At 63.2% G+C, this 23344-nt stretch carries 22 protein-coding genes; 16 read left to right on the forward strand and 6 right to left on the reverse strand.

Features of this window, described 5'->3' with window-relative positions:
- Positions 1 to 4: 4 nt before the first annotated feature.
- The 5 genes from ACIQUI_RS12950 to ACIQUI_RS12970 all read right to left on the reverse strand — a co-directional run bounded on the left by ACIQUI_RS12950 (position 5) and on the right by ACIQUI_RS12970 (position 4511).
- Positions 5 to 562 carry a prepilin peptidase gene (locus tag ACIQUI_RS12950; protein ID WP_403198925.1) on the reverse strand — a complete coding sequence of 186 codons (558 nt, stop codon included), beginning with the start codon at positions 560 to 562 and terminating at the stop codon, positions 5 to 7.
- A gap of 15 nt (positions 563 to 577) precedes the next feature.
- Positions 578 to 772, reverse strand: a complete 195-nt coding sequence (locus tag ACIQUI_RS12955) for a Flp family type IVb pilin (protein WP_403198927.1) — start codon at positions 770 to 772, stop codon at positions 578 to 580.
- A 121-nt stretch (positions 773 to 893) separates the two neighbouring features.
- Complete coding sequence (locus tag ACIQUI_RS12960) at positions 894 to 2285, reverse strand: sensor histidine kinase (RefSeq protein ID WP_403198931.1); 1392 nt, start codon at positions 2283 to 2285, stop codon at positions 894 to 896.
- Positions 2272 to 2937, reverse strand: coding sequence for a response regulator transcription factor (locus tag ACIQUI_RS12965; protein ID WP_403198934.1), 666 nt, complete (start codon positions 2935 to 2937; stop codon positions 2272 to 2274). Before ACIQUI_RS12965 ends, ACIQUI_RS12960 begins: the two co-directional genes overlap by 14 nt.
- Positions 2938 to 3722: 785 nt before the next feature.
- Positions 3723 to 4511 (reverse strand): SDR family NAD(P)-dependent oxidoreductase, encoded by a 789-nt coding sequence (locus ACIQUI_RS12970; RefSeq protein ID WP_403198937.1) that lies wholly within the window; start codon positions 4509 to 4511, stop codon positions 3723 to 3725.
- Between the two features lie 373 nt (positions 4512 to 4884).
- Between ACIQUI_RS12970 and ACIQUI_RS12975 the strand changes: the two genes are divergently transcribed.
- The 3 genes from ACIQUI_RS12975 (at position 4885) to ACIQUI_RS12985 (ending at position 7710) form a co-directional block, all read left to right on the forward strand.
- Complete coding sequence (locus ACIQUI_RS12975; protein ID WP_403198939.1) at positions 4885 to 5718, forward strand: substrate-binding periplasmic protein; 834 nt, start codon at positions 4885 to 4887, stop codon at positions 5716 to 5718.
- 69 nt (positions 5719 to 5787) lie between these two features.
- Positions 5788 to 6804: a 4-hydroxyproline epimerase gene (locus tag ACIQUI_RS12980; RefSeq protein ID WP_403198942.1), complete on the forward strand. Its 1017-nt coding sequence runs from the start codon at positions 5788 to 5790 to the stop codon at positions 6802 to 6804.
- A 168-nt stretch (positions 6805 to 6972) separates the two neighbouring features.
- Positions 6973 to 7710, forward strand: coding sequence for a GntR family transcriptional regulator (locus ACIQUI_RS12985; RefSeq protein WP_403198945.1), 738 nt, complete (start codon positions 6973 to 6975; stop codon positions 7708 to 7710).
- 222 nt (positions 7711 to 7932) lie between these two features.
- Here ACIQUI_RS12985 and ACIQUI_RS12990 read toward each other — a convergent pair whose 3' ends face one another.
- Positions 7933 to 8136: a 2-hydroxymuconate tautomerase gene (locus tag ACIQUI_RS12990; RefSeq protein WP_403198948.1), complete on the reverse strand. Its 204-nt coding sequence runs from the start codon at positions 8134 to 8136 to the stop codon at positions 7933 to 7935.
- A gap of 359 nt (positions 8137 to 8495) precedes the next feature.
- Between ACIQUI_RS12990 and ACIQUI_RS12995 the strand changes: the two genes are divergently transcribed.
- From ACIQUI_RS12995 to ACIQUI_RS13055, 13 genes are all read left to right on the forward strand, one after another.
- The gene (locus ACIQUI_RS12995) at positions 8496 to 10577 is read left to right on the forward strand and encodes a hydantoinase/oxoprolinase family protein (RefSeq protein ID WP_403198950.1); all 2082 of its coding nucleotides are present in this window, start codon (positions 8496 to 8498) and stop codon (positions 10575 to 10577) included.
- Positions 10578 to 10597: 20 nt separating this feature from the next.
- Positions 10598 to 12304 (forward strand): hydantoinase B/oxoprolinase family protein, encoded by a 1707-nt coding sequence (locus tag ACIQUI_RS13000; RefSeq protein ID WP_403198952.1) that lies wholly within the window; start codon positions 10598 to 10600, stop codon positions 12302 to 12304.
- A 79-nt stretch (positions 12305 to 12383) separates the two neighbouring features.
- Entirely contained in the window at positions 12384 to 12881 is a 498-nt protein-coding gene (locus ACIQUI_RS13005) for a RidA family protein (RefSeq protein WP_403198955.1), read from the forward strand.
- Positions 12882 to 12925: 44 nt separating this feature from the next.
- Positions 12926 to 13756: an amino acid ABC transporter ATP-binding protein gene (locus ACIQUI_RS13010; protein ID WP_403198957.1), complete on the forward strand. Its 831-nt coding sequence runs from the start codon at positions 12926 to 12928 to the stop codon at positions 13754 to 13756.
- Between the two features lie 8 nt (positions 13757 to 13764).
- On the forward strand, positions 13765 to 14436 hold the full coding sequence (locus ACIQUI_RS13015) for an amino acid ABC transporter permease (RefSeq protein ID WP_403198959.1): 672 nt from the start codon (positions 13765 to 13767) through the stop codon (positions 14434 to 14436).
- An 11-nt stretch (positions 14437 to 14447) separates the two neighbouring features.
- Positions 14448 to 15113, forward strand: coding sequence for an amino acid ABC transporter permease (locus tag ACIQUI_RS13020; protein ID WP_403198962.1), 666 nt, complete (start codon positions 14448 to 14450; stop codon positions 15111 to 15113).
- A gap of 44 nt (positions 15114 to 15157) precedes the next feature.
- Complete coding sequence (locus ACIQUI_RS13025; protein ID WP_403198965.1) at positions 15158 to 16504, forward strand: NAD(P)/FAD-dependent oxidoreductase; 1347 nt, start codon at positions 15158 to 15160, stop codon at positions 16502 to 16504.
- A 6-nt stretch (positions 16505 to 16510) separates the two neighbouring features.
- Complete coding sequence (locus ACIQUI_RS13030; protein WP_403198968.1) at positions 16511 to 17542, forward strand: proline racemase family protein; 1032 nt, start codon at positions 16511 to 16513, stop codon at positions 17540 to 17542.
- A gap of 75 nt (positions 17543 to 17617) precedes the next feature.
- Positions 17618 to 18493: a shikimate dehydrogenase family protein gene (locus tag ACIQUI_RS13035; protein ID WP_403198970.1), complete on the forward strand. Its 876-nt coding sequence runs from the start codon at positions 17618 to 17620 to the stop codon at positions 18491 to 18493.
- Between the two features lie 80 nt (positions 18494 to 18573).
- Positions 18574 to 19980, forward strand: coding sequence for a glycerate kinase (locus tag ACIQUI_RS13040; protein ID WP_403198973.1), 1407 nt, complete (start codon positions 18574 to 18576; stop codon positions 19978 to 19980).
- Position 19981: 1 nt separating this feature from the next.
- A complete protein-coding gene (locus ACIQUI_RS13045; RefSeq protein WP_403198976.1) occupies positions 19982 to 21256 on the forward strand; it encodes a phosphopyruvate hydratase in 1275 nt (424 codons plus the stop codon).
- Between the two features lie 36 nt (positions 21257 to 21292).
- Positions 21293 to 22414, forward strand: coding sequence for a tyramine oxidase subunit B (locus ACIQUI_RS13050; RefSeq protein WP_403198979.1), 1122 nt, complete (start codon positions 21293 to 21295; stop codon positions 22412 to 22414).
- A 54-nt stretch (positions 22415 to 22468) separates the two neighbouring features.
- Entirely contained in the window at positions 22469 to 23314 is an 846-nt protein-coding gene (locus ACIQUI_RS13055; protein WP_403198981.1) for a sugar phosphate isomerase/epimerase family protein, read from the forward strand.
- The last annotated feature ends 30 nt before the right edge of the window (positions 23315 to 23344 follow it).

Here is a 23344-nt window from a genome sequence, read left to right on the forward strand (position 1 = left end):
GTCTTCAGGGGTGGATGGAAGCAAACAGGGTGTAGAAACTGCCAGTGGCGATGGCTAAGCCATAAGGAAGGCCCTGAGGCCGTTCAGCGGTGAGCACAGTGGGTATGCCTATGCCCAGCGTCGGCAGCCGTGCGGCAAGGCGCTGCCACAACAGCGCGCAGGCGTGCTCCAGCGGTGCCAGTAGCGGCATCGCCAAGGCCAGGATGCCGCCGGCAAGGGCTGTAACGATGAGAAACGCCATCTGGTTGCCGCAGTTCCACAAGCACAGTACCGTCATCAACTTGACGTCTCCGGCTCCGACCTGGCCGATGCTGAACAGCATGAAACCCACCGCCAGCACCAGCACCGCGCCCAGCAGGGCGCTGCCGAGCATTTGCAGCACCTGTTCGCCAGCCAACGCGCCCCAAGGGCCTGCGCCGAACACGGCGAACAGCGGCTGGGCGAGCCAGGTCAGGATCAGCATTACTACCAGCAAGTTGTGGATGCGCCGATACAGCAGGTCCGAGGCGATCACCCAGCACAGCGCCGGAGGCAGAACGAGGAGGGCCAGTTGGCTGTTCATGGTGACAACGGCAGCTTACTGCGCCGAACCCTTGTTGCCGTTGATCTGGTTGCCGATGGCTTCGAAGCGGTTTTTCAACGCCTGGATGAACACACCGTTTTCGCCAAAGATGATGCCGATAGCGGCCGCCATCGCCGCAGCGAGAATGCCGTATTCAATGGCGGTGACGCCGCTTTCGTCGTTGAGGAAGGCGCGGATGCGAGGGGTCATTGCAATTCTCCGAACGGGGCTTGGAATAGAGTGGCGGCCCGGGCGGGGCGCGGCTGTATTACGATTGATTCTCAATTGCCGAGCAAGTCGGCAACCATTAAGAATGCTTAAGGAAGCATCCTTAGCCCCCGGGTAGCGCCCGCTTGCGTACGCTCAGGGTGGCCGCCAATCCAGGCTGATGGTCACCCAGGCGCAACTCGCCGCCATGCAGCTCGGCAATGGCCTTGACCAATGTCAATCCCAGGCCATGGCCCTGCGTGCTGCCCTTGGCTTCCAGGCGCTGGAAGCGCTCCATCGCCCGTTCGCTCTGTGCTGGGCTGATGCCCGGTCCTCGGTCACGGACCTGCAGCGTGCCCTGGCCATTGCGTCCGCGCGCCGCCAGGGTGATGGCCTGCTGCGCGGGAGCATATTTCAAGGCGTTGTCGATCAGGTTGGCCAACGCCTGAAACAGCAGTGCGCGGTCACCGAACAGCTGGCAGCCAGGCTGTATCTCCAGTTCGAAGCGGCAACCGCGTTCATCGGCAAGCGGCTGGTAGTACTCAGCCACATCCTCGAGCAGCTCGCGCACCTCGACCATTTGGAAGTGGCATGCCATGCGCCCGGTTTCCACCTCGGCGATACGCATGACGGCGCGGAACAAGTGCTGGATTCGCTCGCTGTCCTGCACCGCGCACAACAGCTCCTCGCGGGCGGGCCCGGAAAGCTGTTCGCTGGCGGTGAGCAGCCGGCTCTGCAGGCGGGTGAGCGGCGTGCGCAGCTCGTGGGCGATATGGCTGGTGATATGCTTGACCTCGTCCATGAGCTTGTTGATGCGCAGCAGGCCGTGGTTGATTTCGATACCCAACTGATCGAACTCGTCGCCATGCTGTACCGCCGGCGCCATGGCGGTGTAGTCGCCATTGGCATAGCGTGCCAGCGCATCGCGAATGCGGTTGATGCGGTACAGGTTGTGCAGGCCGAAAGGCAGGGCCGTGATGAGGATCGACAACAGCAGCAGCAACAGACCGGCGCCAGTGGCCAAGGGGATGATGCGCGTGCGCTCGAGCATCGGGCGCAGGTCGAAAGCGCTGTAGTACTGGCCACCATCGTTGAGTGTTACCGATAGGCCCAGTACCTCGGCGATCTCGCCCTGTTCGTTGGTCAGACTGATGTGATACCAGTGCAGGCGGTCCTTGGAGGGTGGGGTGACGCCAGGCAGCAGTTCCCGGCTTCCGAACAGAAGCTTGCCGTTATGGTCGATCACTGTGGCCTGGCGCTCTTTGCGCACATCCAGCTGCTGGCGATAACGCAGCCCCCAGGTCAGCTGTTCCGCGCTGTCCATGCCGCCTTGCAATTGCTGGCCACGCACATCGTTGAGCAGCATGTCGCGCACGTGGCTGCGCATCACCACTTCCAGCAACTGGTTGGTCAGCACGATCGAAATCAGCGAGAACAACAAACAGATGAAGGCGATGGTGGTGGCTTGGCGCAGGCTGCTGGTGGCGAGGAGTGGGCGTAGTTCAGCCCAGGACATAGCCGATGGCCCTGACGGTCTTGATCAGCGCGTGTTCAAAGCCTTTTTCCAGTTTGGTACGCAGCTTGGACAGATGTACATCGATCAGATTGGTTTGCGGGTCGAAGTTGTAACCCCAGACCTTTTCCAGAAGCATGCTGCGGGTGACCACCTGGCCGGCGTGTTCGGCCAGTACCTGGAGCAGCTTGAATTCCTTGTCGGTGAGCTCGATGCGTTTGTCTGCACGGCGCACCAGGCGCGTACCCAGGTCGATGCACAGGTCATGGATGCGCACGACTTCCTGTGCGTTGCGCGGTGTGTGACGGCGTGCCAGCAATTCAAGGCGTAGCAAAAGCTCGTTGAAATCAAACGGTTTGCCCAGATAGTCGTCCGCGCCGGCGCGCAAGCCTTCTACCCGGTCGCTGGTCTGATCGTTCGCCGAAAGGATCAGAATCGGTGGGCGCTTTTGGCCATGGAGTTGGCGCAGGACTTCGATGCCGTCCATCCTGGGCAGGATCCTGTCCAGGATGACGACGTCGAATACCTCATTGCCAATCATTTGCAAGGCGCCCTCGCCGTTGTCGGTAGTCCGGCACGAATGACCACTGGCATGCAGCTTGCTGCCTAGCCAATGGCTCACAGACGGATCATCTTCGACTACCAATACGCGCATTACGGTGTTCCCTCACTGGAGACGTGCATCATTTTTATCAGTCATATGGCCTTGGCATCACTTAAGAATTATTAAGATTGGATACTGAGAATCATTCGCATGAATGTAACATCGTAAGGCTACTACTGGAAATGTCGAGATGTAAATAATCGTTAAGAGGTGGCGTCGTAGAGGCGTTGGTGCAACGTTCGTGCATCAGGAGTGGGTGCGTTCGATAAAAACCGATTTTCCCCAAGGATGCGTGATTCGGCTTGACGAATACCTGCCTACCACTGCGGTGAACGGTTTCCGTAGCGGAGCGCGGCTTGTGCACATTTACTCGCTCCCGGACTAAACCAGACTCGATTTCATCAATGGCAGCAATGGTTCGAAAGCAGACGGTTACGACTGGCCGCAATCGGCCCGTTGCGGCCGTTGCGACTGACAGCGGACTTTGTGGGAGCGGGCGTGCCCGCGAACACCGGCGCAGCCGGTGCCAGGCTCCGCGTTGGATTCTTCGCGGGCACGCCCGCTCCCACAAAGATTGCTGTTCAGCTCACCGGCTGCAGTGGGTCGAAAACTGTCATTCGTGACCGGCAACTGTCGACCCAAGGCCGGCGCTGACAAACTGATTTCGCGGGCGCGCCGCGCACACTGTGGGGCTTTAGCCGCGAACACCGGCAAAGCCGGTGCCAGCCAACGCGTCGCCTGCTTCGCGGCTAAAGCCGCTCCCACAGAAGTGGATAGCTGCGGGTGGTATTTCATCGGTGGTTGCAATGGGTCGATAGTGGACGCCCGCGTGCTGCTCAACCCGGCTGCGAAGCGTAGGCTGCATAAGCCGATGTCACCAGCCAGCCACAGTCCACCGGCAGGATCGCGCCAGTGATGGCCGAAGCGCCCGGTGAGCACAGGAAATGTATCGTCTCTGCCACTTCCGCCGGGTCGACGAAGCGCCGCAGCGCGGACTTGTCCACCACCGCCTTCGGGTCGCGTTCGCCGCTGTCGATGCGGGCCTGCATGGCGGGGGTGAGGGTGTAGCCCGGTGCCACGGCATTCACCCGCACGCCGTGCGGCCCCCACTGCGCCGCCATCACCTGGGTCAGCATGTGCAGCCCAGCCTTGCCCACGGCATAGCCGATCTGCGCCGACGGGCGGAAGCTGGTCAGCGAACACAGGTTGATGATGCTGCCGCTACCCACCTCGCACATCGGCCGGGCCAACTCCCTGGAGATCAGTAACGTGCCGCGTACGTTGACGTTCTGCAGCCGGTCGTATTCCTCGATGTCCAGGTCGAACAGGTGCACGGCGTTCTGCAGCAAACCGCCCGAGTTGACCAAGGTGTCCGGCACGCCATAGGTGTCGAGCACATGAAGGCAGAACGTTTTTACCGCTTGCTCCGATGACACGTCGAGCTTGCAGGCATGGACCGATGCTCCGCCCTCGCGCAACTCGCCGGCCAGGTGTTCGGCCCGTTCGACGTTGATATCGCCGATCACCACGGTGCAGCCAGGCTGCCTGGCAAAACGGCGCACCGTTGCTTCACCGATGCCGCTCGCACCGCCTGTTACCACGATTACTGATTGCTTGTTGGACATTTGCGCCTCGCTTGCGTTGCTGCCAATTGTCGATCAGATGTCGACATAATGGTTGTGCAGTGCGTTTCTGTTGTCAATAAATCTGAGAGGCGCTGGCAAAAAGAAAAAATAAATATATGAAAATCAACTAGATAAAAAATATCTAGATTTTTGTTAACGGAAAGTCGTTGACATGTGTCGGCAAAGGGTCGACAACATATGCGTGCAATTTGAAGGATTCCCCGGGCGCGGCGACAGGGCTAAGGCGTCGCGGCCAGCACTCGGTGCAAACACATCGGGCGGGGAGAGAAAGCAAGAAACCGAAGCCAGAGCGTCAACGACACTGCCTTGAAACTGTGTGGTTTCCCAATTCGAATAATAGAGAGGCTCTGAGATGTTCCAGTTAACCCATGTGGTCAAAACGCTAACAGCCGTCTCGTTGGCAGCGGCAGCCCTTTGTGCAGGCTCGGCCAATGCGGCCGATGCGTCCGACAGCTGGAAAGCGGTCAGGGATGCAGGGGTGCTGCGCTGTGGCGCCGCCACTTCGCCGCCCTACGTAATGCGCGATCCGAAGACCGGCACTTACTCCGGCCTGTTTCCCGACCTGTGCAAGCAGTTCGGCGAAGAGGTGTTGAAAGTGAAAGTGCAGTTCGTCGACACCAGTTGGGACAACATCGTCGCCGGGCTGCAGTCCTCGAAGTGGGACATCTCATTGGCGCTCAACGACACCCCGGAGCGACGCAAGGCCATTACCTTTTCCAGGCCAGCTATCGGTTACAGCGTCAACTTCGCCTACAACAGCAAGAACCCCAAGCTTGCCGAGGGCGTCAACACGGTGGCGGATGTCGACAAACCGGGCATGAGCGTTGCGGTGATGTCTGGTACGGCTCAGGACAAGGCCGTTACCGCGCTGCTCAAGCAAGCCAGGATCGTACGCTTGCCAGGTTTCGACGAAACCCGTTTGTCGTTGATGTCCAAGCGCGCCGACTTCCTGGCTGACGACAGCATGACCAACACCTTGCTGACCTCGGCGCACCCGGACTGGGCCAAGACCTTCACGCCTTCGCCCAAGCTGGCTGAGCAGGGCATCAACCTGGGGCTGAACAAGAACACCCCGGCATCGGACATTGCGGTGCTGGACGCCTTCATCGAGCAGAAGATCAGCTCGGGCGACATGGACAAGCTGACCAAGCACGCGGTGGATGTGTCGCTGGCCGCCAGCAATTGATTCCGGCGGTGCTTGCGCAGTGTGCGCAAGCACCGTTGCCCCAGAACCCCGCACCCACCGAGGGACACCATGATCAGCTCCACCTATAAATGTATCGAAGGCCACACCGGGGGCATGCCGGTGCGCATGGTCATCAGCGGCGCGCCGGTGCTGGAGGGCGCCGACATGAACGCGCGCCGCCTGTTTTTCGTCGAACATTACGACTGGCTGCGCCGGGCATTGATGCTCGAACCCAAAGGCCACGGGCAAATGTCGGGCACGCTGTTCTATCCACCCATGTCGGCCAACGCTGACTTCAGTTTGCTGTTCATCGAAACCACCGGCTGCTTGCCCATGTGTGGCCACGCAACGATCGGTTCGGTGACGTTCGCCATCGAGGCCGGGCTGGTCGAACCCAAGACCCCTGGCGTGGTGGTGATCGATGTGCCGGCAGGGCAGGTGACCGCCCACTATGAATATGATGGCCAGCGCGTCACGGGCGTGCGCTTCACCAACGTTGCCTCGTTCCTGCTGCACAAGGATTTGAAGGTGAGCATCCCGGCCCTGGGTGAACTGACCGTCGATGTGGCCTATGGCGGCAACTTCTACCCCATTGTCGAGGTTCAACCGAACTTCCCCGGTGCCGAATGCTTCAGTGCCACGCAATTGCTGGACATGGGGCGCCAGGTGCGTGACCAGGTCAACCTGGCCGTGGATGTGGTGCACCCGGATTTCCCGCTGATTCGCGGCGTAAGGCATTGCATGTGGACCGGCCCGGCGCAAGCCGAAGGGGCCCACGGGCGTGGGGTGGTGATTTCCGGGGATCAGATCATCGACCGCTCGCCCTGTGGCACCGGCACCTCGGCCAGGGTCGCGCAGCGCCATGCCCGCGGCCTGCTCGAGATTGGCCAGCCCTACCGGCACGAAAGCATCATCGGCAGCTACTTCGTCGGCCGCGCCGAAGCCAGGACAGCCTTGGTGTCGGGCTTGCAGGCGGTTTACCCAAGCGTCGAAGGGCGCGCCTGGATCACCGGGCGCAGCGAACACTACATCGACGATTCGGACCCCTATGCCACCGGCTTCAGCCTGGACGACTTCCAGCCGTGACCGACGGGGTAGAACGGCGGCGCGTGGGGTTGTAACCTGCATGAAAGCTTGAAGGGCCTGGTGTCGGCATGGTGTCGACATGATCTTTGTCGATGCCTGGGCCCTCAGGTATAGTGCCGCTTTGCAGTCAGGCCTACACGTGTTGCCTGCCCCCTAGGAACCCGGAACATGGCCAAAGTTACAGAACCGCAAACCCAGAAAGCCACCGGCGCCTCGCGCGTCTACACCATCCTGCGTGATGAAATCCTCACGATGAAGCTTGCGCCGGGCACGGCGCTGGATGAAATCGGCCTGTCCGAGCGCTTCGACCTGTCACGCTCGCCCATCCGCGAGGCCCTGGTGCGGCTGTCAGCCGATGGCCTGGTGTCGATCTTGCCCAACCGCAGTACCATCGTCTCGCAGATGGATTTTCGCCGCATCCCGGAGTTTCTCGACGCCCTGGACCTGTTGCAGCGGGTGACCACCCGGCTGGCGGCCCTGCACCGTTCACCGCTGGAGCTGGCCGACATCCGTACCGCCCAGAAGGCCTACGAAAAGGCTATCGCCAACTGCGTCAAGACCGGCACCAGCCAGGCGATGATCGAGAAGAACTACGACTTCCACATGGCCATCGCCAAGGCTGGCCACAACGTCTACTTCGCGGACCTGTACCGGCGTTTGCTGGAGGAGGGCAGGCGCATGCTGCATTTGCACTTCGAATTCCAGACCCTCGATGAGCACATGACCGCCGAAGAAATCGGCCGCGACCACACGCAGATAGTCGATGCCATCGAGGCCAGGGATGCAGACCTGGCCGAAGAGCTGGCGCACCGCCACGCCGCCCAGTTCAAAGGGCGGTTCATGCAGTTCCTGGATCGCAACATCACCGCCAGCATGACCCTGACCTACCCGCAGGCTCAGCCGTAGCGGGCCACATCTGATTCAACAGAGGGCTCTGTGGGAGCAACTGTCTTGCACAGGCTCTAAAAATCGAGGCGAACACTGTGGGAGCGGGTTTACCCGCGAACACGGGCGAAGCCCGTGCCAGCCACCGCGCCGCCTGCTTCGCGGCTAAAGCCGCTCCCACAGGACTTGCGGCGCCCTTGCGGACATTGTTTCCTGTGCGGCGGCGCTGCCTGATCCTGAGCTTTACGGCTGGGTGTGTTGCTTGGCCACCGAGTTCATCACCCCCCCGACCGCCCAATCCGAGCGATCATATTCGCTGATGATCACCTGGACATGCTCTTCAGGGCATCGAGCGATTCTCGACGTTTCCCGCGTCAGGGCTGCTGCCAGCTCGTTCTTCTGTTCCTGCGACCGCCCGGTCAGCAATTCGACTCTCACTATCGGCATCTGAAAACCCTCGTGGTGATCTCTGTTGGGAACATGATGGTCGTTATTTTGGTCGACCAAATGTCGATACAATGCTGTTCCTGATCCGATTCCGTGTCAATGACCGGCGTGATTTGCGTGTCGTTTTTGAAATTTTCTATTTTTTTAATTCAATTTAATCAATCAGATACGCAAAAGCGCATGTGATTTTGCGACAGCCATGGTTGACACATGTCGGCATTAGGTCGACAAAATAGATCCAGACGAAACGGTACATGGCAGGCACGAACGGCCCGCTGGTGCGGGCTCAGCCGAACCCACTGCCTGTCGAGATTTCGCGATACGACATACCGCGCACTCACTGAACGGATGGACTTCATATGGCAAGCGCACGCATTGGCGTTGATATTGGCGGCACGTTCACCGACCTGGTTTTGCTCGATGACGAAGGGCAGGTCACTTTCACGAAGGTCTCGTCCACCCCGGCCGCCCCCGAAGAGGCCGTGCTGACGGGTGTGGCACGCATCCTGGAGCAAGCCGGGCTTGCCACCAGCGACGTCACCGAGGTGCTGCACGGCACCACGGTCGGCTCCAACACCATGTTGCAGAAGGTCGGCGCCAAATGCGGCCTGATCACCACCAAGGGCTTCCGTGACGTTCTGGAAATCGGTCGGGTGCGTACACCCACCATGTTCGACCTGTCCTGGGACAAGCCCGTCCCACTGGTCGAGCGCCGCTACCGCTACGAGATCGACGAGCGTGTGCTGGCCACCGGCGAAGTGCTGCGTGCCACCCCGGTCGACGAAGTGCTGCAGGCCGGTCGCTTCTTCCAGAGCGAAGGCGTCGAGTCGGTCGCCATCTGCTTCATCAACTCGTACAAGAACAAGGCCAACGAAGCCGCTGCCCTGGAAGCCTTCCAGCAGCACTTCCCGGACATCAGCGTAACCGCCTCGATTTCGGTGCTGCCTGAGATGCGCGAGTACGAGCGCACCTCTACCACCGTGGTCAACGCCTACGTGCTGCCGGCCCTGCGCACCTACCTGCAACGCCTGGAATCGGGCCTCAAGCGCATCGGCGTTAAGGCACCGCTGCTGGTCAGCAACTCCAATGGCGGCCTGTCCAGCGCCGCCATCGCCCAGGACACCCCGGTGTTCTTCATCTCCTCGGGCCGCTCGGCTGGGGTGGTGGGTGCCGGCCGCCTGGGCCAGGCGCGTAACGACAAGGACCTGGTGGTCTTCGACATGGGCGGCACCACCGCCTCGGCGTCGCTGATCCACAACGGCGAACTGGCGCGTACCAACGAGTACGAGTTCCGCGCCGGCATCTCCACCCCAAGCCGCTTCATCAAGGCTGGCGGCTATATGATGCGCGTGCCGACCATCGACGTGGCCGAGGTCGGCAGTGGTGCAGGCTCCATCGCCTGGCTCGATGCTGGTGGCCTGCTCAACGTCGGCCCGGTGTCTGCTGGTGCCTTCCCGGGCCCGGTGTGCTACGGCATCGGCGGCGAAAAACCCACCGTGACCGACGCCAACGCAATCCTCGGCTTCCTGCCGCAGAGCCTGGCCAGCGGCACCATGCAGCTGAACATCGGTGCGGCCCGCGATGCAGTCGAGACCCTGTTGGCCGGCCCGCTGGGCATCAGCGTCGAGGAGGCCGCGGTGGGCATTCGCGAGGTGGTCAACGTCAACATGGCGCGCACCATCAAGGCGGTCACCGTCGAACGCGGCGTCGACCCGCGTGACTTTACCCTGACCGCCTTCGGTGGCTCGGGCCCGGTGCATGCCTGTGACCTGGCCCGCGCCCTGGACATGAAGCGCGTGGTGTTCCCGGCCGCGCCGGGTGTGTTCACCGCCATGGGCATGCTGGCCGGTGCGGTGGAGCGCTACTTCGTGCACCCGTCGCTGCAGCAGCTCGACAACCTCGACCTGGCCGCGCTCGAGCAGCAAGTCGCCAAAATGCGCGCCCAGGCCCAGGATGCCCTGGCGGCCGAAGGCTACAGCGCCGACCGCATCGAGTACGTCTTCGACCTCGACATGCGTTTCCGTGGCCAGGACTACGAACTGCCGGTGCGCGTGCCGGCCAAGCTGGACGAGTCGGCCCGCGCACAACTGCGCAGCGACTTCCTGGCCGCCTACACCGCGATGTACGGCTATGCCTCCAAGGATTCCATCGAGTGCGCCAGCCTGCGCCTGCTGGCCCGTGGCGTCGCGACCAAGACCCTCGACTTCAATGACCTGCGCACTCGCAAGGGCACGGTCCAGGCCGCCGAAGCCAGTACCCGCAAGGTCTACTTCGATCGCCAGAGCGGCTGGGTCGATACCCCCATCCTGCCGCGTGCAGCGTTGACCGGCGAGGTTGTCGGCCCGGTGATCCTCGAAAGCACCGACACCACCATCGTCATTCCACCTCGCTGGCGCGCCACCGTCGACTCGATCGGCAGCGTAATCGCCACCCTGGCCTGATATTTGAGGAATAGATAGCCATGACACAACGTAACGTTGACCCAATCACGTTCGCCGTCGTCAAGAACGCCCTCGACACCATCGTCGACGATATGGCCTTCGCGGTGATGCGCACCGCACGCTCGCCGATCATCCGTGATGTGCTCGACTATTCGGTCACCATGTGCGACGCCTCCGGCCGCATCCTGGCCCAGGCCAAGACCGTGGCCCTGCACCTGGGCGCGGTGCCTGATGCGATCGATGTGATCATCGCCAAGTACGCCGACAATGTGGCGCCGGGCGATGTGATCATCCTCAACGACCCCTATGAAGGCGGCATGCACCTGCCGGACATCTTCATGTTCAAGCCGATCTTCTTCAAGGGGCGCCTGCAGGGCTTCTCGGTGGTGATCGCCCACCACTGCGACGTGGGCGGGCGCGTACCGGGCTCCAACGCTGCCGACTCCACCGAGATCTACCAGGAAGGCCTGCGCATTCCGCCGACCAAGCTGTACACCGCCGGTGAAGAAAACGAGACGCTGTTCGAGATCATCAAGAAGAACGTGCGCCTGCCGGACCTGGTGCTGGGCGATCTCGGCGCGCAACTGGCCACCTGCAACATCGGTGAGCGCGAGCTGGTGCGCCTGTTCGACCGCTACGGCGAGCAGGGCCTGCGCGACTACTTCGACGAGCTGCTCGACTACGGCGAGCGCCTGACCCGCAAGGCCATTCAAGCCTGGCCGGACGGCACCTACGAGTTCCTCGACCACATCGACAACGACGGTTTCTGCGAAACCCCGATCCCGATCAAGTGCGCCGTGACCGTCAAGGGCGACCGCCTTTCGGTCGACTTTGCCGGCTCTTCGCCACAAGTGCGTGGCGCGATCAACTCGACGCTGTCGTTCGTCAAATCGGCCACCTACCTCAGCATCCGCTGCGCGCTGGACGCCGATGTGCCGAACAACGCCGGGGTGTACCGCTGCATCGACATCACCGCCCCGCAAGGTTCGATCCTGAACCCGAACATGCCGGCGCCGGTGGCTGCGCGGGCCCTGACCGGCTACCGCGTGGTCGACTGCGTGCTGGGCGCGGTGGCGCAGATCGCGCCGAAGAAGGTGATGGCGGCAGGCGAGGGCGGCAACACCGTGATCGCCCTGAGCGGCTATGTGGAGAACTCCATCGAGCCGTACATCCTGGTCGACATGATCAACGGGGCCTGGGGCGGCCGGCACAACAAGGACGGCATCGAAGGGGTCACCAACCCGTCGCAGAACATGTCGAACATGCCCATCGAGACGCTGGAGGCACGCTACCCCATCGTGATGGAAGCCTACGGTTTCGCCACCGATTCCGGTGGTGCTGGCGAGTACCGCGGTGGCCTGGGCCTGGTGCGCGAGTACCGCATCCTGTCCAGGGACGTGGTCGCGCAGATTCGCTCCGACCGCGCCGTGCATGCCCCTTACGGGCTGTTCGGGGGCAAGCCGGGCGCCTGTTCGGCGAACTACCTGCGGGTCAACAACGAACTGCAGCCGCTGCCGAGCAAGTTCACCATGAACCTTGGCCGTGACGCGATCATCCGCCACGAACAGGCCGGTGGCGGCGGCTATGGCGACCCGCTCAAGCGCAGCTTCGAGCTGATCGAGCAGGACCTGGCCAACGGCAAGATCACCCAGGCCTACGCCGAGCTTCACCACGGCGTGGTGTTCGCCAACGGCAAGCTCGACCGGGCGCACTCCCGGGCGCGCTGACGGGGTGTCGGGGCAAGGCGCGGCAGGCAGCTGCCGCGCCCATTGAACGCAAACAAGAACAACAAGAAAGGGTAGTCAAATGGCTCAAACATTGAAGCAACGACTGGCAGCGCTGGGGCACGAGTACCCCGATGCACCCAAGCCAGGCGCCAATTTCGCTGCGACTCGCCAGGTCGGCAACCTGCTGTATGTGTCCGGGCAGGTGCCCGTTGCCGGTGGCGTCGACCGCTATGTCGGGCAACTGGGAAGCGATCTTTCGCTGGAGCAGGGCCAGGCGGCTGCACAACTGTGTGCATTGAACATTCTGGTGCAGGTGGACCGCTTCGTCGCTGGCGATTTTGCCAAGGTGGCCGGTTGTGTGCGCCTCGGCGGCTTCGTCAACGCAGTACCCGGTTTTGCCGATCACCCCAAGGTGCTCAACGGCGCTTCCGACCTGATCATCAGCGTGCTCGGCGAGAGCGGCCGGCATGCACGTGCAGCGGTCGGCTGCAGCTCGCTGCCGCGCAATGTCGCCGTGGAAGTCGAGGCAATTTTCGAACTGGCCAGCATCGAGGCATCGCTGACGCAGGCGCGCTGAAGCGGTCGGGCCCATCAGGCGCGTTGCGCTGCGAGGAAAATCCCATGTTCTCTACGGAAATCAAAGCTGTGGCTACCTCACCTCTTACCGCCCAGGGTGTTACCCCGTTGACGGCGACTGGCGACTTCGTCCAGTTCCGTGAAGTGTACAAATCGTACGGCGAAAGCCTGGTGGTCATGGATGGCCTGAACCTGGACATGCGCGCCGACGACCGCCTGGTGATCATCGGCCCCAGCGGCAGCGGCAAGAGCACGCTGCTGCGGGTGATGATGGGCCTGGATGACATCCAGCGCGGCCAGATCAGCTTCCAGGGCCAGCCCTACATCAACGGTGCCGGCAAGGACCGCCCGCGCATCGACACCCGCCTGCAGAAGCAGATCGGCATGGTGTTCCAGCACTACACGCTGTTCCCGCACCTGTCGGTGCTCAGCAACCTGATCCTGGCGCCGGTGAAGGTTGCCGGGCTGACCAAGGCCGAAGCCACCGAGCGCGCCCGCAAGTACCTGGCGCGCCTGGGGCTGGAAAGCAAGCTGCACGCCTACCCCAGCCAGTTGTCCGGTGGCCAGAAGCAGCGCGTGGCCATTGCCCGCGCATTGATGCTCGAGCCCAAGCTGATGCTGTTCGACGAGGTGACCTCGGCGCTGGACCCGGAAATGGTCATCGAGGTGCAGAACGTGATGCTGCAGCTGGCTGAGCAGAAGATGGCGATGATCATCGTCACCCACGACATGCACTTTGCCCGCGACATCGCCACGCGCGTGGTGTTCTGCGCCAACGGCAAGGTGGTCGAGCAGGGCCCGCCAGCACAGATGTTCAAGTCGCCCAAGCAGCCACGGACCCGGGAATTCCTGGAGAAAGTCCTTCATCTGGAGTGAAACAGGCCATGCATTACGAATTTGATTTTGCGTTTTTGCAGAACAGTGTCGGCGTGCTGCTCGAAGGGTTGAAGGTGACCATCCAGCTGGCATTGGCCGCCAACCTGATGGGCCTGGTGCTGGGCTTTGTGCTGTGCCTGTTAGTGATGAGCCGCTGGGCGATCCTGCGCTGGCCGGCGCAACTGTTCATCGAGTTTTTCCGCTGCACCCCGGCGCTGCTGCAGATCATCTGGTTCTTCTACTGCATCCCGATGATGGTGGACGTGTTCATCGACCCGATGCTCATGGGCATCCTGGCCCTGGGCCTGAACCTCACCGCGTTCAACGCCGAGGCCTACCGCGCCGGAGTGCAGGCGGTGCCCCGCGAGCACCTGGATGCGTGCACGGCACTGGGCCTCAAATCGTTCCACCGAACCTTCTACGTGGTGCTGCCGCAGGCGTTGCGCTCGGCGTTGCCGGTGCTGCTGACCAACGGGATCGGTTCGCTGCAACAGAGCGCGCTGGTGGCGATCGTGGCAATTTCCGACCTGATGTACGTGGCCAAAGGCCTGGCGACAGACGCCTACCGGCCCCTGGAAACCTATTCGGTGGTGGCGCTGGTGTACTTCGCCCTGTCCCTGCCGATTTCGAAACTGGCCAACATGATCGAGCGTCGTCAGGACGCTGCGATGCAGCGTTGAAGGGGGCGACCATGGAGCTGAATTTTTCCGCGGTACTGCCGTTCTGGAACGTGCTGCTCGAAGGCCTCGCGCTGACGGTGGCCTTCACCTTCGGCTGTGCGCTGCTGGGCAGCTTGATCGGTTTTATCCTGAGCCTGCTGAAACGCTCGCCGTCACGTTGGATCACCTGGCCGGTGACGCTGTATGTCGAGTTCTTCCGCGGCACGCCGTTGCTCATCCAGCTGTTCTGGATCTTCTTCTGCCTGCCGGTGGTGTTCCGCCTGGCGATCCCGGCCTACGCCTCGGTGGCCATTGCGCTGACCCTGTACATGGCGGCGATCACCTGCGAGACGTTCCGCGGCGCACTCAAGTCGATCGCCAGCGAGCAGCATGACGCCTGCGTGGCGCTGGGCCTGAACCGCTCGGTCAAGACGCTGTACGTGATCTTCCCGCAGACCTTGCTGCGCGCTGTGCCACCTCTGCTGTCGAACGTGGTCAGCCTGTTCAAGGAGAGCGCCCTGATCTCCTCGGTGGGGGTTGCCGACCTGATGTTCGTTGGCCAGAACATCTCAAACAGCACGGCGCGGCCCATCGAGTTCCTCACCGTCACCGGGCTGATCTATTTCGCCATCGCTTTCCCGCTGACGCGCCTGGTCGGGCTGGTCGAGCAGCGCATGTTGCGCCGCTACGCCTACTGATCGTGCCGTCGACTGAACTGTTTCGTTGCATGGGAGTGCTTGAGTTGAACACTGAAATACCTTCGCAAGATGCGGCTCGAGCCGCCCCGCACAAGGGCGCCACGCTGGTGGTGGGTGGTGGCATCGTGGGGATCTGCTGCGCGCTGTACCTGCAGCGCGATGGCCACCAGGTGACCCTGATCGACCCGGCGGCACCGGGCGACAGCACCGCCAAATGGAGCTGCGGGCAGCTTTCGCTGGGCGAGATCATCCCGCTGTCCAAACCTGGCATCCTGAAAAAGATCCCGGGTTGGCTGCTCGACCAGACCGGCCCGCTGGCCCTGCGCCCGGCGGCGTTGCCAGCGCTGCTGCCGTGGTTCCTGCGGTTTCTGGGCAACGCACGCCATGCGCGCATCCAGGAGATCGCCACGGCCATGGCCTCGCTGACCCACCATGTGCTGACCGACTACGGCCGCTTGCTCGAAGGCCTGGAAGCCCGCGGCCTGGTGGTGCAGCGCCCGATCCTGCAGGTGTTCGACAGCCAGGCCGGGGTGGAGCACGAGCGTGGCCACAATGAAATCCGCCGCTCGCTGGGCTTTGACAGCCAGGTGCTCAACGGCGCCGAGATTGGCGACCTGGAGCCGCTGCTGGCGGGCAAGTTCGCCCACGGCATCCTGCTGCCGCAGTGGCGGTTCGTCAGCGATACCGAGGGCTTCATGGTGGCGCTCACCGAGCGCTTCCTGGCCCAGGGCGGCCGCCGCGTGCGGGCCAAGGTCGCGCAGCTGGACGAAGCGGGCGGGCGCGCCACCGGGGTAACCCTGGAAAGCGGCGAGCGCATTGCCGCCGGGCAGCTGGTACTCGCGGCCGGCGCCGGGGCGCGGGCGTTCTTCGGGCAACTGGGGGTCAACGTGCCGCTGCAGCCCGTGGCCGGTTACCAGGCGCTGGTGCGCGATGCCGGGGTGTCGTTCAACCACTCGGTCATCTATGGCGACGGCGGCTTCTGCTTCACCCCGATGACCCGCGGCCTGCAGATCGGCGGCACCATCGAGTTCGGCGGCAACAGCACCCAGCCCAACTTCAAGCGTGCGCAGATCATCCTCGCCAAGGCCAAGCGCCTGCTGCCGCAGATGCACACCGACAACGTCGAGTTCGGCGTCGGCTATCGCCCGTTGCTGCCCGACACCAAGCCGATCATCGACCGCTGCCGGCGCCTGCCGAACGTGTTCATGGCAGTAGGGCACGGCCAGCTGGGCCTGACCCTGGGGGCGACCACCGGCCGCCTGATCGGCGACCTGGTCGCGGGCCGCGAACCACAACTCGACCTAAAGCCGTTCAGTGCCTACCGCTTTGGCAGCGACCCGTCCCAGGGTAACCCGGACTACAAACGCTTCAGCGAAACCCTTCAGAGGTAGAACATCATGCGTTGGAATAAATCGCTTCAGATCGTGGGTGTGCACTGCGAAGGCGAAATCGGCAAGGTGATTACCGGCGGTGTGGTGGATGTTCCGGGCAAGACCATGCTCGACAAGATGAACTACATCAACGAAGTCGACGACAGCTTGCGCAAGCTGGTGACCCTTGAGCCGCGCGGCTGCCTGCAGATGTCGGTCAACCTGCTGTTGCCCCCGACCCACCCGGACGCCCATGCCGGCTTCATCGTGCTGCAGTCGGACAAGGCCCACCCCATGTCGGGCAGCAACTCGATCTGCGTGGTCACCACCCTGCTGGAGATGGGCATGGTACCGATGCAGGAGCCGGAAACCACCGTGGTGCTGGATACTCCGGCCGGCCTGGTCACGGCCCGTGCCACCTGCAAGGACGGCCGCTGCCTCAGCGTGTCGCTGGACATGGTGCCGGCCTTCGTCGAGCAACTGGACATCCAGGTCGAGACCGCCGAGCACGGCGTGATCAAGGCCGACCTGGCCTTCGGTGGCGTGTACTACGCGCTGGTGGACGTGGCGCAGACCGGCCTGAGCATCGAGCCGCAGCATGCCCGGCAACTGGCCGACCTGGGCGTGGCCCTGCGCGAGCAGATCAACCGCCAGTTCACCGTGCAGCACCCGCTGTATCCGCAGATCGACAAGGTGGCCTACGTGATGTTCCGCAACCGGGTTGGCGACAGCGCCTACCAGACCTGCACCACGCTGCCGCCCGGGCGCGTCGACCGCTCCCCGTGCGGTACCGGCAGCTCGGCCAACCTGGCCACCCTGGCCGCGCGCGGGCTGGTTGAAACCGGCAGCCAGCTCACGTCCCACTCGATCATCGGCAGCGAGTTCAAGGTGCAGATGCTGGGCACCAGCGAAGTGGCCGGCAAGCCTGCCGTGTTGCCGCGGGTACAGGGCCGGGCGTGGATCTACAGCATCGAGCAGCACGGCGTCGACCCGCACGACCCGCTGGCCGGTGGCTTCATGCTCAGCGACACCTGGGGCGAAGGCTTCCCGGCGTCCTGACCTGCCGCAGCGCCCCCAGGCATGGGTTGCCTGGGGGCCGGCACACCCTTATTCCGCTTTTTTGAGGAGTCTTCAATGACTACTGGGAACACTCGCGTCTTTTTTATGGTGGCCGACCCCATCGAGCAGGTCCGCACGCCGGAAATTTTCAACAAGGTCCTGCCTTTGTGCGGCGTCGATGCGGTCATGGTGCCGTTGCAGGTTGCCCCGCAAGACCTGGTCGACACGGTGCGGGCGCTGTTCCGCTCCAAAACCACTGCCGGCATGGTGCTGTCGATCCCGCACAAGACCGACGCCGCCGGCCTGGTAGACAAACGCAGCAAGATCGCCAACACCGCCAATGCGGTGAACGCCATTCGGCGTAATGCCGATGGCAGCCTGGAAGGCGCCTTGTTCGACGGCCTGGGCTTCGTCAGTTCGCTCGAACGCTACCAGATGCCCTATGCGGGCAAGCGCGTGCTGATCATCGGCGCGGGTGGAGCCGGTTCGGCCATCGCCACCTCGCTGGCCGCTGGCGGCTCGGCCGAGATTGCCGTGTTCGACCCGGATGAGGCCAAGGCGCTGCAGGTGACCGCCGCCATCCGCGAGCACTTCGACGTGCCGGCGGTGGCCGCCCAAAGCAACGACCCGGCAGGCTTCGACCTGGTCATCAATGCCTCACCGCTGGGCCTGAAACGCGATGACCCGCTGCCGCTGCCGGTGGCCTCGCTACAGCCTGGCACGCAGGTCTGCGACATCCTCATGAAAAACCAGCCCACGCCACTGTTGCAGGCCGCCATGCACAAGGGCCTGAAGGTTCAGCCGGGCTACGACATGCTGATTCTGCAAACGCCGCTGTTCTTCGACTTCTTCGGCCTGACTCAGGTCGCCGAACACCTGCGCACGGACGATTCGGCGATTCGCGAAATGCTCTTCCCGAGCGAGTTGCTCGGGTTGGTCGAGCCTGCGTGAACCGCCGTCCCCCGCCCAGGCGGCGGGGCTTCTGAGCGATGAACGTCCCGATGTACGTAACGCTGACTGCAGGAATTGAAATGAAGAAGATCCGAAATTTCAGGGATTTGCTGGAAGGGGGCGACATCACGTCGCGTCAGGTCGTGCTCGAGATTGCCGACCAGACCTTGGTACGGCTGGACGGCTACGAGCGCATTCGCAGCATCATGCGCCTGGACGGCGACGTGCTGCACGTCGGCAGCCGTAGCTGGGACCTGAGCAAGAAGCGTAATGTGTACCTGTTCGGCGCGGGCAAGGCCTGCAACCACATGGCCATGGCCGTCGACCACGTGCTGGGCGACCGCCTGACCCGTGGCATCGCCATCGTCAAGATCCACGAAGCCAGCGACCGCTTCAACAACACCGAGGTGTATGTTGGCGGGCACCCGCTGCCCAACGAGGAGGGCTACCGCGCCTCCCGCGAAATCATCCGCATCGTCGAGCAGGCGAACCAGGATGACCTGTTCATCGCGGTCATCAGCGGCGGCAGCTCTGCGCTGATGTCATGCCCGCGCGACGGCATCAGCCTGCAGGATGAGATCGATGCCACCGACGTGATGCTCAAGTCGGGCGCGGGCATCTACGAGATCAATGCCGTGCGCCGGCACATCTCGGCCCTTAACGGCGGCATGCTGGCCAAGCGTATCCAGGACATCGGCGCCGAGCTGATTGGCATCGGCATCAGCGACGCGGTCGGCACGCCAGCCACGGGCGATATCGGCGAGCCGTACAAGGCCTACAAGAGCACCCCCATCGGCCCGGACGCCACCACCCTGGACGATGCGCGGGCGACCATCGTCAATTTCAACCTGGCCGACAAGATGCCCAAAAGCATCGTCGACTACCTCGCCAAGGTCGGGCCCGAAGGCGAGACGCCCAAGGCGTTCCCGGACAATACCTACTACCTGCTCAACACCCTGCCAGACTCCTGCATCTACGCCCGGCAAGCCTGTGAAGCCATGGGCATCCCGGCGTTGATCGTGTCCTCGTTCCTCGAGGGTGAAAGCCGCGATGCTGGCACGTTCATGGCATCGATGGCCCGTGAGATCCAGGCCTACGGCAACCCGATCAAGCCACCGTGCGTGCTGCTCAGCTCGGGCGAGGTCACCACGCAGATCCTCGACAACGCGGTGATCAAAGGCCACGGCGGGCCCGGCCAGGAAATGGCGGTGGGCTTCGCCATCGCTGCTGCCAAGGCGCCAGGCGCCTGCCTGCTGTCGATCGACAGCGAAGGCACCGACGGCACCACCCAGGTCGCAGGCGGCATCACCGACTCGCAGAGCCTTGCGGCAGCCTCGGCCCAAGGCATCAACCTTTATCAGGCACTGCGCGAGCACAGCACTTTCGAGGCGCTGGAGGCCATCAACTGCGCCATTTTCACCGGCAACACCGGCACCAACCTGTGTGACCTCAATATCGTGTACGTGCCTGCCGTGGAGGGTCAATGACATGGTCGACAAGATCGTTTCGGTAATTGCCCAACAGATCATCGACTGCAAGTGCCGCCCGGCCGTGGAAGTCGAGGTCCGCACCGAAAGCGGGGCCGTGGGCCGCGGTGCGGCGCCCACCGGCAGCTCGGTCGGCATGCATGAGGCGTTCGTGCTGCGCGACGGCGACTTGTCGTCCTACGGCGGCCTCGGCGTGCACAAGGCGGTCGAGGCCGTGGTCAAGGTGATCGCCCCGGCCATCGTTGGCCTGGACATCCATGACCAGCGCTGCATTGACCAGGTGATGATCAACCTGGACGGCACTGCCGACAAACACGTGCTCGGTGGCAACGCTATCTATTCGACTTCCATCGCGGTGTTCCGCGCCGCTGCCGATGCCAAGCGCATCCCGCTTTACAACCACATCGCCGGCGGCGCGATCCAGACCGTGCCGGTACCGTGCTTCAACGTGGTCAACGGCGGCAAGTACAGCGGCTTCACCCAGGCGTTCAACGAGTTCCTGATCGTCCCGTACAAGACCGACAGCGTCGACCATGCGGTCGAGATGGCCGTCGAAGTGTTCCAGGCACTCAACGAGGTGCTCACCGAGTACCTGGGGCACAAGCCGGCGGTGGCCAGTTCGTATGGTTACGCCGCGCCATCGGACGACCCTGAAGTGGTACTGCGGCTGATGCAGCAGGCCATCGAGCGCACGCCGCATCGCGGCGCCATCGCCTTTGCCCTGGATTGCGCGTCCAGCGAGTTCTACGACAAGGCCAGTGCCACCTACCTGCTCAAAGGCCAGCGGGTCAGCGCGCAGGCGTTGATCGAATACACCCGGCAACTGACCGAGCAATTCGATTTCGTGTTCATCGAGGACCTGCTCGACGAAAACGACTGGGGCGGCTACCAGCAGGCCAAGCGCGAACTACCGCGCACGCTGATCCTGGGCGACGACCTGACCGTGACCAACCTGGAGTACCTGCAGAAGGCCCTGGAGTTGAACGCGGTCGACGGGTTCATTCTCAAGCCCAACCAGGTCGGCACCATCACCGAAGCCCTGGATGCGTACCACTTCGCTGCCCGTCACGGAATGATCGCAGTGCCCTCCGGTCGTTCGGGCGGGGTGGTGGATGACGTGGTGATGGACCTTTCGGTCGGGCTGCAGGTGCCGTTTCAGAAGAACGGCGCCCCGCGTTCCGGCGAGCGAATCGAAAAACTCAATTTCCTGATGCGTGCCAGTGCGCGCAACCAAGGCTGCCGCTTGTTCGATATCCAGCCGCTGTTGCGCTTCTGACTGTTCCTTCCCCCCATTCGTAGCGAGAAAAACACCATGTATCCGAAGATCGATTTCACCTACCTGTCCGAAGCCGACATGATCGCCGCTGGTGTCCTGGATGCCGCGCGTTGCGTGGATGTGTGCGAAGAAACCTTCAGCCTGCTGGGCAAGGGCGACTACCTGATGGGCGGCGCCAACCACAACAGCCACGGCCTGAACATCGTGTTCCCCAGGCAAAGCCCGTTCCCCAACATGCCGGTCGCCGGCCCCGACCGCCGCTTCGCCGCGATGCCGGGCTACCTGGGCGGGCGCTTCGATGTGTGTGGCAACAAGTGGTACGGCTCGAACCACGCCAACATGGACAAGGGCCTGCCGCGCTCGGTGCTGACCATGATGCTCAATGACAAGGATACCGGCGCGCCGCTGGCGCTGATGTCCGCCAACCTGCTGAGCGCGGCGCGCACCGGCGCGGTGCCCGGTGTCGGCGCCCGCCACCTGGCCAACCCGGGCAGCCGCAAGCTGTCGGTGGTCGGCTGCGGCCCGATCAACAAGGCATGCTTCTCGGCGATCATCACCCAGACGCCCTGCATCGACGAAGTGGTGTGCTTCGACCTGTTCCTCGAAAAGGCCAACGAGTTCGCTGCCTGGGTAAGCGAAACCCATGGCATCCGCGCCCGGGGTACCGACGACACGGAGACGGGCTTCCGTGACGCGGACGTGATCACCGTGGCCGCCTCCCGGCTCAAGCCGTTGTACTTCAAGGATGAATGGATCAAGGCCGGTGCCACCGTGCTGGTGTCCGGGCCGGTGCTCACCGACGACAGCTTCCTCACCAGCGCACGCATCGTCTACGACCACACCCAGTTGCACGAAGCGTACGTGGAAGACGCCGTGGCGTCGGGCAACAAGGACGCTTACTACAGTGGCGTGATCGGCGGCCCGCTGTACCGCCTGATCGACGCCGGCAAGCTGCCGGCACTGACCGAGTCCACCGGCCTGGGCGACGTGGTCAACGGCGTCAGGCCCGGCCGCAGCAGCGCCTCCGATCGCGTCATCTTCATCGCCTGCGGCATGGCGGTGTTCGATATCAGCTGGGGCTATGAAGTGCTGCAAACCGCCAGCGTCAATGGCATCGGCACCAGGCTCAACCTCTGGGACGTTCCGCATCAGGGCTAGTACCGCGATAGACGCATCCATGCTCCGTAACTGAATGACAAAAGGAAGCCTGCCATGACGCAGCAGCTCGATCTTTCACGCTTTGCCATCAACCAGATCACCACGCCGTCCTGGTCGATGCCCCAGGCCATCGACGGCTATGCCCGCCAGGGTGTCAGCGGCATCGCCGTGTGGCGCAATTTCATGGACGACTACGGTGTGGGCCAGACCGCGCGGCACCTGAAGGATGCCGACATGTGGGTGGCGTCGCTGTGCACCAGCGCCTGGTTCAACGACGCGGCCTCGGCAGGCGGAATCGCCAACGGTATCGAGGCCAACCGCAAGATCCTCGACCAGGCCGCGCAGATCGGCGCGCCCTGCGTGGTCATGGTGGTTGGCGCGATGCCGGACGGCGAGAAGGACATCGCCGCGCACCGCGCCCGCATTCGCGACGCCCTTGCCGAACTGGCCCCGCATGCGCGCCAGGTCGGGGTGAAGCTGGGGCTGGAGCCGCTGCACCCGATGTATGCCGGAAGCCGCAGCGTGCTCAACCGCATCAAGGATGCCAACGACTTGTGCGACCTGCTGGGTGACGACACCAGCATGGTGGCCGATACCTACCATTGCTGGTGGGACCCGGATTTCGAAGCCGAACTGCGCCGCACCGGCAAGCAGCGCCTGAGCACCTTCCACCTGTGCGACTGGCTCGCCGAAACCCGCAACCTGCGGGACCGCGGCATGGTCGGCGACGGGGTGATCGACTTCGCCCGCCTGCGCAGCGTGCTCGACGACATCGGCTACGACGGCCCGTTCGAACTCGAACTGTTCTCGGAGCTGGACTGGTGGAAGCGTGACCCGGAAGAAACCGTGCGCATCGGCATCGAGCGCTGCGCACCTTTCGTTGGCGCGCGCCTGCGCTAACCCGTCCCTGTTCGCTGCCGAGGGCTTTGC

Origin of the sequence: Pseudomonas sp. NPDC090592, from assembly GCF_044769185.1 — a bacterium.
Lineage (GTDB): Bacteria > Pseudomonadota > Gammaproteobacteria > Pseudomonadales > Pseudomonadaceae > Aquipseudomonas.

What these genes read in the sequence shown, in the direction of transcription:
- ACIQUI_RS12950 (WP_403198925.1), bottom strand. Translation starts at nt 562, where the DNA reads ATGAACAGCCAACTGGCCCTCCTCGTTCTGCCTCCGGCGCTGTGCTGG.
- ACIQUI_RS12955 (WP_403198927.1), bottom strand. Translation starts at nt 772, where the DNA reads ATGACCCCTCGCATCCGCGCCTTCCTCAACGACGAAAGCGGCGTCACC.
- ACIQUI_RS12960 (WP_403198931.1), bottom strand. Translation starts at nt 2,285, where the DNA reads ATGTCCTGGGCTGAACTACGCCCACTCCTCGCCACCAGCAGCCTGCGC.
- ACIQUI_RS12965 (WP_403198934.1), bottom strand. Translation starts at nt 2,937, where the DNA reads ATGCGCGTATTGGTAGTCGAAGATGATCCGTCTGTGAGCCATTGGCTA.
- ACIQUI_RS12970 (WP_403198937.1), bottom strand. Translation starts at nt 4,511, where the DNA reads ATGTCCAACAAGCAATCAGTAATCGTGGTAACAGGCGGTGCGAGCGGC.
- ACIQUI_RS12975 (WP_403198939.1), top strand. Translation starts at nt 4,885, where the DNA reads ATGTTCCAGTTAACCCATGTGGTCAAAACGCTAACAGCCGTCTCGTTG.
- ACIQUI_RS12980 (WP_403198942.1), top strand. Translation starts at nt 5,788, where the DNA reads ATGATCAGCTCCACCTATAAATGTATCGAAGGCCACACCGGGGGCATG.
- ACIQUI_RS12985 (WP_403198945.1), top strand. Translation starts at nt 6,973, where the DNA reads ATGGCCAAAGTTACAGAACCGCAAACCCAGAAAGCCACCGGCGCCTCG.
- ACIQUI_RS12990 (WP_403198948.1), bottom strand. Translation starts at nt 8,136, where the DNA reads ATGCCGATAGTGAGAGTCGAATTGCTGACCGGGCGGTCGCAGGAACAG.
- ACIQUI_RS12995 (WP_403198950.1), top strand. Translation starts at nt 8,496, where the DNA reads ATGGCAAGCGCACGCATTGGCGTTGATATTGGCGGCACGTTCACCGAC.
- ACIQUI_RS13000 (WP_403198952.1), top strand. Translation starts at nt 10,598, where the DNA reads ATGACACAACGTAACGTTGACCCAATCACGTTCGCCGTCGTCAAGAAC.
- ACIQUI_RS13005 (WP_403198955.1), top strand. Translation starts at nt 12,384, where the DNA reads ATGGCTCAAACATTGAAGCAACGACTGGCAGCGCTGGGGCACGAGTAC.
- ACIQUI_RS13010 (WP_403198957.1), top strand. Translation starts at nt 12,926, where the DNA reads ATGTTCTCTACGGAAATCAAAGCTGTGGCTACCTCACCTCTTACCGCC.
- ACIQUI_RS13015 (WP_403198959.1), top strand. Translation starts at nt 13,765, where the DNA reads ATGCATTACGAATTTGATTTTGCGTTTTTGCAGAACAGTGTCGGCGTG.
- ACIQUI_RS13020 (WP_403198962.1), top strand. Translation starts at nt 14,448, where the DNA reads ATGGAGCTGAATTTTTCCGCGGTACTGCCGTTCTGGAACGTGCTGCTC.
- ACIQUI_RS13030 (WP_403198968.1), top strand. Translation starts at nt 16,511, where the DNA reads ATGCGTTGGAATAAATCGCTTCAGATCGTGGGTGTGCACTGCGAAGGC.
- ACIQUI_RS13035 (WP_403198970.1), top strand. Translation starts at nt 17,618, where the DNA reads ATGACTACTGGGAACACTCGCGTCTTTTTTATGGTGGCCGACCCCATC.
- ACIQUI_RS13040 (WP_403198973.1), top strand. Translation starts at nt 18,574, where the DNA reads ATGAAGAAGATCCGAAATTTCAGGGATTTGCTGGAAGGGGGCGACATC.
- ACIQUI_RS13045 (WP_403198976.1), top strand. Translation starts at nt 19,982, where the DNA reads ATGGTCGACAAGATCGTTTCGGTAATTGCCCAACAGATCATCGACTGC.
- ACIQUI_RS13050 (WP_403198979.1), top strand. Translation starts at nt 21,293, where the DNA reads ATGTATCCGAAGATCGATTTCACCTACCTGTCCGAAGCCGACATGATC.
- ACIQUI_RS13055 (WP_403198981.1), top strand. Translation starts at nt 22,469, where the DNA reads ATGACGCAGCAGCTCGATCTTTCACGCTTTGCCATCAACCAGATCACC.